At 66.0% G+C, this 10,516-nt stretch carries 9 protein-coding genes and 1 pseudogene; 5 read left to right on the top strand and 5 right to left on the bottom strand.

Annotated features, from left to right (window positions below; all coding sequences use genetic code 11):
* The 5 genes and pseudogenes from AC1D1G_RS34710 to AC1D1G_RS34690 all read right to left on the bottom strand — a co-directional run.
* A partial coding sequence (locus AC1D1G_RS34710; protein ID WP_477955640.1) for an AMP-binding protein occupies nt 1–1,207 on the bottom strand: 1,207 nt, incomplete at its 3' end.
* A 23-nt stretch (nt 1,208–1,230) separates the two neighbouring features.
* Entirely contained in the window at nt 1,231–2,376 is a 1,146-nt protein-coding gene (locus tag AC1D1G_RS34705) for an acyl-CoA dehydrogenase family protein (protein WP_477955639.1), read from the bottom strand.
* Nucleotides 2,377–2,447: 71 nt separating this feature from the next.
* Nucleotides 2,448–2,858: pseudogene (locus AC1D1G_RS34700) on the bottom strand (MaoC/PaaZ C-terminal domain-containing protein); the annotation flags it as partial.
* Nucleotides 2,855–3,310 (bottom strand): MaoC family dehydratase N-terminal domain-containing protein, encoded by a 456-nt coding sequence (locus AC1D1G_RS34695; protein ID WP_477955638.1) that lies wholly within the window; start codon nt 3,308–3,310, stop codon nt 2,855–2,857. The pseudogene AC1D1G_RS34700 and the gene AC1D1G_RS34695, both read right to left, overlap by 4 nt.
* A gap of 12 nt (nt 3,311–3,322) precedes the next feature.
* Complete coding sequence (locus tag AC1D1G_RS34690) at nt 3,323–4,219, bottom strand: SDR family oxidoreductase (protein ID WP_477955636.1); 897 nt, start codon at nt 4,217–4,219, stop codon at nt 3,323–3,325.
* 289 nt (nt 4,220–4,508) lie between these two features.
* Here AC1D1G_RS34690 and AC1D1G_RS34685 point away from each other — a divergent pair, with 289 nt between their 5' ends.
* The 5 genes from AC1D1G_RS34685 to AC1D1G_RS34665 all read left to right on the top strand — a co-directional run.
* A complete protein-coding gene (locus AC1D1G_RS34685; protein WP_477955634.1) occupies nt 4,509–5,684 on the top strand; it encodes a TetR/AcrR family transcriptional regulator in 1,176 nt (391 codons plus the stop codon).
* Nucleotides 5,685–5,798: 114 nt separating this feature from the next.
* The gene (locus AC1D1G_RS34680; protein WP_477955632.1) at nt 5,799–7,244 is read left to right on the top strand and encodes an OB-fold domain-containing protein; all 1,446 of its coding nucleotides are present in this window, start codon (nt 5,799–5,801) and stop codon (nt 7,242–7,244) included.
* Entirely contained in the window at nt 7,241–8,434 is a 1,194-nt protein-coding gene (locus AC1D1G_RS34675; protein WP_477955630.1) for an acetyl-CoA acetyltransferase, read from the top strand. Before AC1D1G_RS34680 ends, AC1D1G_RS34675 begins: the two co-directional genes overlap by 4 nt.
* 355 nt (nt 8,435–8,789) lie before the next feature.
* On the top strand, nt 8,790–10,109 hold the full coding sequence (locus tag AC1D1G_RS34670; RefSeq protein WP_477955628.1) for an MFS transporter: 1,320 nt from the start codon (nt 8,790–8,792) through the stop codon (nt 10,107–10,109).
* A 152-nt stretch (nt 10,110–10,261) separates the two neighbouring features.
* Nucleotides 10,262–10,516: CoA transferase (locus AC1D1G_RS34665; RefSeq protein ID WP_477955627.1), on the top strand; the 255-nt coding region annotated here is incomplete at its 3' end.

Here is a 10,516-nt window from a genome sequence, read left to right as displayed (position 1 = left end):
GGTAGCCGTCGTCGTCGAAGTAGCCCATGTCTCCGGTGTGCATCCAGCCGCCGCGCAGCGCGTGTGCGGTTTCGGCTGGCTTTTTCCAGTAGCCCAGCATGATGTTGCCGCCGCGAACGACGACTTCGCCGACCTGGCCGACCGGCATTTCCCGGCTGTCTTCTCCCACCACCCGTACCTCGGTATGCATGGCGGCCCGTCCCGCCGACCGCAGCCGTTGCGGGTGGGTGATGTCCCGATGATCCGCTGGGGTCAGGAGGGTGGCGACCGGTCCGAGTTCGGTCATCCCGTAGCGTTGGCACATCTGCAGGTGCGGGAGGAGCCGCAATGCCTGTCGCAGCACGGTTTCGGAGATCGGTGATGCTCCGTAACCGAGGTGGATCAGGCTGGACAGATCCGCGCCGGTCGTTTCGATCAACGTGAGCAACCGCTGGATCATCGTCGGCACCAGGGTTGTTGCTGTGATTCGGTCCCGCTCGATCGTCGCGGCCAGCCGGTGCACGTCGAATTCTCCGAGCACGTACTGGGTCGATCCGAGCATGATCTGCTGGTAGATACCGGCCAGCGCGGCCATGTGGTAAAGCGGTGATACGTGCAGGAACCGTTCGGGCAGGTTGGGAAGACCCGCGGAGACGAGTGATCCCATACCCGAGACCATGATCTGTCCGGGACCGAGCATCACCCCCTTCGGCACCCCGGTGGTTCCGCCGGTGTACAGGATCGCCGCCAGCGAATCACCGGCGAGACGCCGGTCGGCCATCGGCGTGCTCGCGGCGATGAGGTCCTCGTAGTCCAGGCAGTCGTCCGGGAGCTGCGCGGCTCCGTAACACACGATGGATTCGAGGGTTCCACATGTGTCCCGGAGTTCCAGTGCCTGCGGAAGGGAGGCTTCGTCCGTGATCAGCACCGTGATCTCGGCGTCGTCGACCTGGTACGCCATCTCGGTCAGGCTCCACCGGTTGTTGATCGGCGCGAGCACGAACCCGCCCCACGGGCACGCGAGTGCGTACTCGACGTACTCTGCCGAGTTGGTGGCCAGGATGCCGATTCGGTCGCCTTCGGCGGCGCCGAGGCCGGCCAGCGCGGCTGCGAGCCGGCCGATCCGGTCGATCAGCTCGGCGTGTGTGAACTGCCTGTCCCCGTTGACGAGAGCAATCTTGTTCGGACACCGGCTCACGCTGCGGTGAAGTCCCTGGGTGAGATACACGTCGTCTCTTTCCATCGGGCGCGCTACAACGAGCGTGCGATGAGTTCTTTCTGGATTTCGTTGGCGCCGCCGTAGATCTTCTGGGCGCGGGCATCCGCGTAGAGCCGGGCGATGCCGTACTCGCGCATGTATCCGTAGCCGCCGAACAGTTGCAGGCATTTGTCGATGACCTGGCACTGCACCTCGGTCAGCCACCATTTGCACATTGCTGCCGCGGAGGCGTCGAGCTTGCCGGCCATGTGCTGTGCGATGCAGTCGTCGAGGAATACCCGCGCGACTTTGGTGAGCGTTGCGCATTCGGCGAGCTGGAACCTGGTGTTCTGCAGGCTCATCAGCGGTGCACCGAAGGCCTCCCGCTGCTTGACGTATTCGACGGTCAGGTCCAGTGCGCGTTCGGTGGCGGCAACGGCGCTGATTCCGATGATCAGTCGCTCCTGCCGGAGTTGGCTCATCATCATGGCGAAACCCGTGCCCTCCTCACCGAGGAGGTTGGTTGCCGGTACCCGGACACCGTCGAAGGACAGTTCGGAGGTGTCGGCGCCGTGTTGGCCGATCTTGTCGAGCACCCGGCCGACCGAGAAGCCGGGGCACTCGGCGGTCTCGACGATGATGAGCGAGATTCCCCGCGCGCCGGCCTCTGGGTTGGTCTTCGCGGCGACCACCACGAGATCGGCGGTGGAGCCGTTGGTGATGAAGGTTTTCGAGCCGTCGATGACGTACTCGTTGCTATCACGCACGGCGCGGGTGCGGATCGCTTTGAGGTCGCTGCCGGCGGACGGTTCGGTCATCGCAATCGCGGCGACCATATCTCCCGAGGCCATGTGCGGCAGCCAGCGACGTTTCTGTTCCTCGGTGCCGTAGTCGAGCAGGTAGTGCGCGACGATGCCGCTGTGCACCGAGTTTCCCCATGCCCGGTCGCCGGTGTGCGAGTATGCGTCTGCGATTGCCGCATGGTGCAGGAACGAACCTCCGCCGCCGCCGTATTCCTCGGGAATCGCCGCGCACAGCAGCCCGAGTTCGGCTGCCTTCTTCCAGAACTCGCGGTCGACGTGGTGTTGCTGCTCCCACCGTTCGGAGTTCGCCGTCACCTCCCGATCGAAGAATGAGGTGGCCATCTCGTGCAGGGCGTCGATGTCCCCGGTCATCCAGGGGGATGTGCGTCTGGTCATGGAAGATCTCCTTGGTCGTTGTGGAGTGCCACCGTGGCGGTGCCGCGGAGGGTGACCGTGGCGGTGCCGCGGAGGGTGACCGTGGCGGTGCCGCGGAGGGTGACCGTTCCGTCGGCGAGGGTGACGGTCAGGTCGAGGTCCGCTTGCCGCTCGCCGCCTCGTTCCTCGATGGCGGCGACGTGGCCGGTGCAGGTCGGCCGGCCGTGCAAGGGGGTGATAGCCGCGAATCGGACGCGGAAACTGCGCAGGTCCCACTGCCGCGCCGTGGACGTGACGAATCGGGCCAGGTACGCCATCGACAGCATGCCGTGGGCGAAAACGTCGTCGAGTCCGGCGCTGTGTGCGACGTCGGAGTCGATGTGGATGGGGTTGTGGTCGTTCGATGCGCCGGCGAACAGAGCGAGAGTGGTCCTGCTGATCGGCGGAATTGCCAGCGGTGGCAGTTCGGCGCCGACAGGGAGTTCCTGCAGTACTGCGGTCATGTCGTCAGCTCCAATTCTCGGATGACGAGGACGTTCTCGARTTCGGCGACAGGTTCGCCCTTCCGGGTGACGGCGGTGCGGCGGACGAGAAAGCGCAGCGCACCGCCCTTTTTCTCGTAGTAGTCGCTGTAGGACGGTGTCAGCACCAATTCCTCGCCGGCGAATGCGAGCGAGTGGTATCGGAACGACTGTTCGCCGTGGAGCACCTGGCGCATGTCGACGCCGAGTTCGGCGAGGACACCGTGTGGGTTGGGTCGGGTGAGTTCGAGGCTGAACAGGAACGTCGGGGGGATCAGCAGATCCGGGTACCCGGCTTCGTGGGCGTGGGCGAGGTCCGTGTACACCGGGTCGGTCTCGCCGAGAACGTCGGCGAAGAATCGCAGCTGCCCGCGCTCGGCGATGGCCGTGAAGCTCGGGAGCTGCCGACCGATGAGATCGGTGGGATCGATCATGACGACGCCTTTCTATGCGGACATCGTGAACGCCGGCGGACCCGCGGGAATGACGGCCAGGGCATCGGCGATCTCGTCGACCGTCCAGCGGCTGTCGCGGTCGAAGGACTGCTGCTCTTCCCACCCGCGCTGCCAGCCGATGTGACCGCCCATCACGGTGAACACCTGACCGGACACCGCGCACTCATCGGACGCCAACCACGCGACCAGCGGGGAGATGTTCTCCGGCGCCCACTTGTCGAACCCGTCCGTTACGCCGAGGCGGTCCTTGAGTCCGGGCGCCGCCATCGTCAGGCGTGTGCGGGCGACCGGGGCAATGGCGTTCACCCGCACCCCGTACCGTTCGAGTTCCCGGGCGGCCACCACCGACATGATCGAGATACCCGCCTTGGCGCTGGCGTAGTTGACCTGACCAGGGTTGCCGCGCAACCCCGACCCGGACGAGGTGTTGACCACCGCCGCCGACACCGCTTTGCCTGCCTTCGACTGCTCGCGCCAGTAGTTGGCGGCGTGGTGGAGCGGGCAGAAGTGTCCCTTGAGGTGGACATCGATCACCGAGTCCCATTCACCCTCAGTCATATTGACCAGAGTGCGGTCACGGAGAATGCCGGCGTTGTTGACCAGCACATCGAGTCCACCGAAGGTGTCGACCGCGAGATCGATCATTTCCTTGGCGGTCTTCCAGTCAGACACGCTCCCGATGTGCGCCACGGCGTTGCCACCGCGTGCGGTGATCTCGTCGACCACCTGCTGGGCGGGGGTGGCGTCGTCGCCGCTTCCGTCGGCACTGGACCCGTTGTCGTTCACCACGATGTTGGCGCCCAGGTCGGCGAGGAGCAACGCGTGCTCCCGGCCGAGTCCGCGTCCCGCACCGGTGATGACGGCAGTCCGCCCCTTGAAAGTAGTCATTCGTTCATTCCTTACGTCCGGATGTTGCGAAGAGGGAGGGCGGAATCCCCGCCGATCAGCGGACCATGTGCATTCCACCTGGTACTACGTTCGTCGGCCGAGCGCCCCTCACCGCTCCACCGAAGGTAACGTGTGCTGTGACATATAGTCAACACTCGTTAATTTTCCCGAGTCTGCGAGGAAGGAGTCCGATCACGCTCACGCGGCGTACGCACCGCGGGACGGGCGGGATGCTCCGATAGGCTGACCCGACACGATCGAAAGGACATCACTCGTCGTGAACCAATCAATGAGCACACCTACCCAGCGCACCGAGGACCGCTCGGCCCAGATCGTCGACGCCGCGGCGGTGTTGTTCCGCCAGCGCGGGTTCGTCGGGGTGGGCATCGACGACATCGGCGCCGCACTCGAGCTCAGCGGCCCGGCCGTCTACCGGTACTTTCCCAGCAAGCAGGCAATCCTCGCCGCGGTCATCGGCAGGCATCTGACCGAGATGGAGACCGCCCGCGAATCGGCCGATGCGGATATGCCCTTGCAGGAGAGGGTGTTACGCGCGTCGGTGCTCACCTGCCTGGCCGATCCCGATGCGCATGTGGTGTATCTGCGCCAGATGGGCAATCTCGATCCTGCGAGCCGGGCCGAGTTGACCCGTCGTCAGGAGTCGATCGTGGCGCCGTGGAGCTCCCTGCTCGATCCCGAGGATCCCGGCGCGTCCCTGGGGCTGCGCCTGCGGGCGTCCGCAGGCGTGCTGATCCGGGTGGCACTGTCGACACAGTCCGCGAAGCTGCCCCGCGAACGCCTCGCCACCGGCATGGTCCGGTCCCTGCTGGGCACGACGCTCCCGGCGTCCGCATCCGTGGCCACACCCACCGATTCCGGCGCGACCGCCCCCGGACCGCTGCGGCACGCCTCCCGCCGTGAAGCCATCCTGACCGTCTCGACCCAATTGTTCCGGGAACGGGGATTCAGCGGGGTGTCCCTGCGCGACATCGGCGATCAGGTCGGCGTCACCGCCTCCGCGGTGAGTCGGAACTTCGACAACAAGGAACAACTTCTCGCCGCGGCCTTCAACCGGGCCGGCGAGCAGATCGCCGGCGCCATCGCCACCGCGCTGCGGCACGCCGACTCCGCGTCCGAGGCGGCGGCCGACATCGTTGCCCGCTACGCCACCCTCGCCATCGAAAGCCGCGACCTCATCGCCATCTACACCACCGAAATGCACTCGCTCCCCGAGAATGTGCGGGCGCTTCGGCGCCGGAATCAGCGGATGTACGTCGACGAACTCGCCCACGTCATCGAACTCGCGGTCCCTGACCTGAGTGCCGCCGAAGCCAAGGTCCGCGCCGGATGCGCGTACTCCCTGATCAACGAAGTGATCATCAACGACGACCTGGCGCAACGCCCCAACCTCGCCGAAGAATTAACGATGTTGGCCACCGATGCGAGTGGGTTGAACCTGCGGTAACCGTTGGATGAACCGCTCTCAACTGGCTTTTTTCAATGATCGCCTGAACGGTCATTGACCGTGCGTTAACGGGTATGTACTTTGCGAGTGGGGGAACATCTACTCGGAGGCACAATGAGCACACTCAGTGGCATCGCCGCATACGGAGTGCACCTTCCGTACTGGCGACTGACGCACGCGACCATTCAGCAGGCCGTGGGCAGGCGCGTAGGCAAAGGTGCACGCACGGTCGCCGGCTACGACGAAGACACCACCACCATGGCGGTCGAGGCATCCCGCCGCGCCCTGGCCGGGATCGGGAACGACATCGACGCCGTCCTGTTCGCGACCACGGCGCCCGCATACATCGACAAGACGAACGCAACAGCCGTTCACGCAGCGTTGGGGATCAGTCCCGACGCCCGCGCCGCCGACGTCGGGGGCGCTGTCCGGTCCGGGACCTGCGCGTTGCTCACCGGCCTCGAGCGGTCCGGCCGAACCCTGGTCGCGCTGGCCGACACCCGGACCGGCCCGAGCGGAAGCAGCGACGAGACCACCGGCGGCGACGCCGCGGCGGCGTTCGTCGTGGGTCCGGCCACCGAGTCCACACCGCTGATCGCCGAGTTCCTCGGCGCCGGGTCCGCGTCCACGGAATTTCTCGACCGCTGGCGCGCTCCCGGCGACCCCTGGTCTCAAACGTGGGAGGAACGCTTCGGCGAAGGCGCCTATACCGAAGCCGCGGCACGTTCATTGACCAACGCGCTCAAGGAAACCGGGCTGTCCATCGGAAATGTGGACAAGTACTCGGTCACCGGGCTCTCGCCCCGCGCGGCCCGGAGCTTCCTCGCGACCAGCGGGGTGTCACCCGGCGCCGCGGTCGACGATCTCGTCGGGCGCATCGGACATTCCGGGGCCGCGCACGCCGGTGTGGCGCTGGCGGCGATGCTCGACACCGCATCGCCTGGTCAGATTCTGGCCATCACCGTGCTCGCCGACGGCGCGGACACGCTCTTCTTCCGCACCACCGACGCGATCGCCACCGCACGCCCGGCAATCACGGTGGAAGACCAGATCGCGGCCGGGCGCGACACCCTGTCCTACGTCGACTTCCTGTCGTGGCGGGGACTGGTCGCAAAGCAAACGCCGCGCCGGCCGGACCCCGACCGGGCCGCAGCGCCCGCCTCACACCGGTTGGTCGACTGGAAGTACGGTTTCGTCGGAAGTCGTTGCCTCGAATGCGACACCGAGCACCTGCCTCCCCAGCGAGTGTGCCTGCGCTGCGGGGTCACCGATCGGATGGTTCCCGCACCGCTCGCACACACCCAGGCCACCGTGGCGACCTACACGATCGATCACCTGGCGTTCTCTCCCGCCCCGCCGGTCGTCGGCGCTGTCATCGACTTCGACGGCGGTGGGCGGTTCTCCTGCGAGCTCACCGACATCGACCCCGACACCCTGCAGATCGGCCAGCGGGTGGAGATGACGTTCCGCCGGCTCTCCACCGCCGAAGGCATCCACAACTACTTCTGGAAGGCCCGGCCCAGCGCCGACGCCCCGACAGCCGAAGGACACCGGTCATGAGCTCGCACGGGATCAAGGATCAGGTTGCCATCGTCGGAATGGGGTGCACCCGGTTCGGCGAACGCTGGGAATCGTCGACCTCGGACCTCGTCGTCGATGCCACGACCGACGCGTTCAAGTCCGCCAACATCGACAAGGCCGCGATCGACGCCTACTGGCTGGGCACGATGAACTCCGGATTCTCCGGGATGACCCTGTCGGCGGCGCTCAAGATCGACTACAAGCCCGTCACCCGGGTCGAGAACTTCTGCGCCACCGGTTCCGAGGCCTTCCGCAATGCGTGCTACGCCGTCGCGTCGGGCGCCTACGACATCGTGATGGCGGTGGGCGTGGAGAAGCTCAAGGATTCGGGGTACTCCGGGCTCACCCGCGCCAACCCACCCTCGGACGGCACCGGCACCACCTTGACCGCACCGGCCCGGTTCTCCATGCTCGCCCCGGCCTACTGCGAGAAATACGGAGTGTCCCAGGACGAGTTCAAGGCGGCAATGACCCACGTGGCGTGGAAGAACCACTACAACGGGGCACGCAACGAGCGGGCTCAGTTCCAGGCGGAAGTCCCCGAAGCCACCATCGCCGCCTCCGCCCGCGTTGCCGGCGACCTCGGTATCTTCGACTGCTCCGGCGTGAGTGACGGTGCCGCGGCCGCCATCATCGTGCGCGCCGAGGACGCCCACAAATACACCGACAACCCGCTGTATGTGAAGGCCCTCGCCTTCGCTGCCGGCCCGGGCAGCGGACCCATCGTCCCCGAATACGACTACACCACTTTCGAAGAGGTGGTCCGCTCGGCACGGGACGCGTACGCACAGGCGGGCATCACCTCCCCCGGCGACGAGTTGATGATGGCCGAAGTGCACGACTGTTTCACCCCCACCGAACTCGTCCTGATGGAGGACCTCGGCTTCTCACCTCGCGGGCAGGCGTGCACGGACACGATGGCGGACAGGTTCACTCTCCGCGGCGACCTGCCGGTGAACCCGGACGGCGGCCTCAAGAGCTTCGGGCACCCGATCGGCGCATCCGGTCTGCGCATGTTGTTCGAATGCTGGCTCCAACTACGCGGCGAAGCTCCCGACCACCGCCAAATCCCCTTGAAGGGCAAGCGATACGGCCTCACCCACAACCTTGGCGGTGGTCCCGGAGAATGCGTGTCGTTCGTGTCCGTGGTCGGCGCAGAGAAGGGCTGACCGACCCGCGCGGGAACGTACCCCAGCCCACCAGAGGCAGTCCCCGGCCGTGCGAAGCGATCCCCCGCTTCCCACCCGGGGACTGCCTCGTTTGCATCCCCGGACAATCTCAACAATTTAACGACCATTGACTATGATGAAGTTCACAGATAGCCTCGATTCGCACGGGAGCGCATACGGGTGTCGCCCCAATCCTCTTCGCAATTAGCGATTATCGTTCAACTGCGCGCACAGTTCCGTCGACCCTCGACCCGAGCAGACGTGAACGTTTGTATCAGCGGGATCATCTGATGAACGCTGGCCGTGCATTCTCCGCCGCCGCATCCGTCGCGGCAGCCCGAAAGGATCAACGACAATGGCCACCAACACCGTTAGACCCGCCGCACTGCGGCCGGGAGATGAGTCCCGCGGCAAGGCCTGGGGTTTCACCGGGTTATTGATGTTTCTGTACATGATCAACTGGGCCGACAAGGCCGTGTTCGGGATCATCGCCCAACCGGTCGCCAAGGAGTTCGGACTCACCTCCGCCCAGATCGGTCTGATCGGCAGCGCGTTCTTCCTCACCTTCACCATCGGCGGATTGTTCGCCGGCCTGCTCAACAAGTGGATGTCACTGCGCTGGGCCCTCGTACTGCTGTCCGTCGGCTGGGCCGTGTCGATGGTTCCGCTCGTCGTGGTGGCCGGCTTCGCGATGGTCCTGATCAGCCGAATGTTCCTCGGCCTGACCGAAGGACCGTCGAGCGCCCTCGTCCACACCGGCGTGTACTCGTGGCACCCCACCGAGAAGCGGTCGTTCCCCTCGGCGTGTATCAGTGTGTCGGGTTCACTGGCGAAAGTCCTGTTCGCTCCCGCGCTCGCGGTGGTCGCAACCAACTGGGGCTGGCGCGCCGCGGTCCTCACCCTCGCTGCCGTCGGCGTCATCTGGTGTGGTGCCTGGCTGCTTCTCTGGCGAGAAGGCCCCTACGGGGGACGCACCCCCGCAGCCGACGATCCAGAGAACGCCGACGCCTCCCCCGCCCCGGACACCACCACCACGCGCGTCCCGTGGGTCACGATCTTCCGGACACCGACATTCCTGGGCGGCGCGGCGGCAGTCTTCTCCATGTATGCCGTCTCCACCGTCATCCTCACCTGGCTTCCTTCGTACTTCGAAGTCGGATTGGGGTACACGCGGGTCCAGGCCGGCGCCATGTTCGGTATCCCCAGCATTGCCGTGTTCGTGATCTTGCTACTGACCACGTCCATCGGCGACCGACTCCTCGTCCGAGGCGCCAGCTCACGCGTCATCCGGGGAATCGTGCCGAGTATCGGGATCCTCCTGTGCGGGCTGGCACTGGTCACACTGCCCTACATCCACAACCCGATCATCGCCGTCGTCCTGGTTTCCCTCGGCTACGGACTCGGCGCCATCGCCTTCCCYCTGCTGAACTCGGGACTGTCGGAAATCTGTCCGCCACGCCAGGTTGCCGGTGCACTCGGGATCTTCCTAGCCATCATGTCCCTCGGCGGCCTCTTCGCCCCCTACCTCATGGGACGACTCGTCGATGCGGCCCCCGACGCTGCAACCGGCTACGCCTCGGCCTTCCAAATCCTCGGCATCATCAACCTCGTGTGCGCCGCCATCGCACTTCTCACGGTCAACCCGGTACGCGACGCGCTACGCCTCGCCCGCTGACTCCACGGAGAAGCCGGAAATCTGCTTGACCGCGAGCAGGGCACCAACAAGCCCGAATCAACCGTGCAGGGCGCAGCGAATTCGCACCGGAGCCCGCCGATCATCGAGCGTCACAACATGTTCCATCACCCCGAGAAGCAGAGGAACAACTCATGGCGACCACCACCGGCACCGGACCACTCACCGGTGTCCGCATTGTCGAACTCGCCGGCATCGGTCCCGGCCCGCACGCTGCAACGTTGCTCGCCGACCTCGGCGCCGACGTGGTCCGCGTACAGCGCGCCGGCCTGCTCCCGACAGCCGGGCAGCCCCGCGACCAGACCCACCGCGGCCGCCGCGTCGTGGAAGCGAATCTCAAAGACCCCGCCGACATCGAACTCGTCCTCGGCCTCGTCGAGCGGGCAGCG

The organism is Rhodococcus sp. P3_B8, from assembly GCF_056402775.1.
This window is presented reverse-complemented; position numbering and strand designations above follow the sequence as displayed.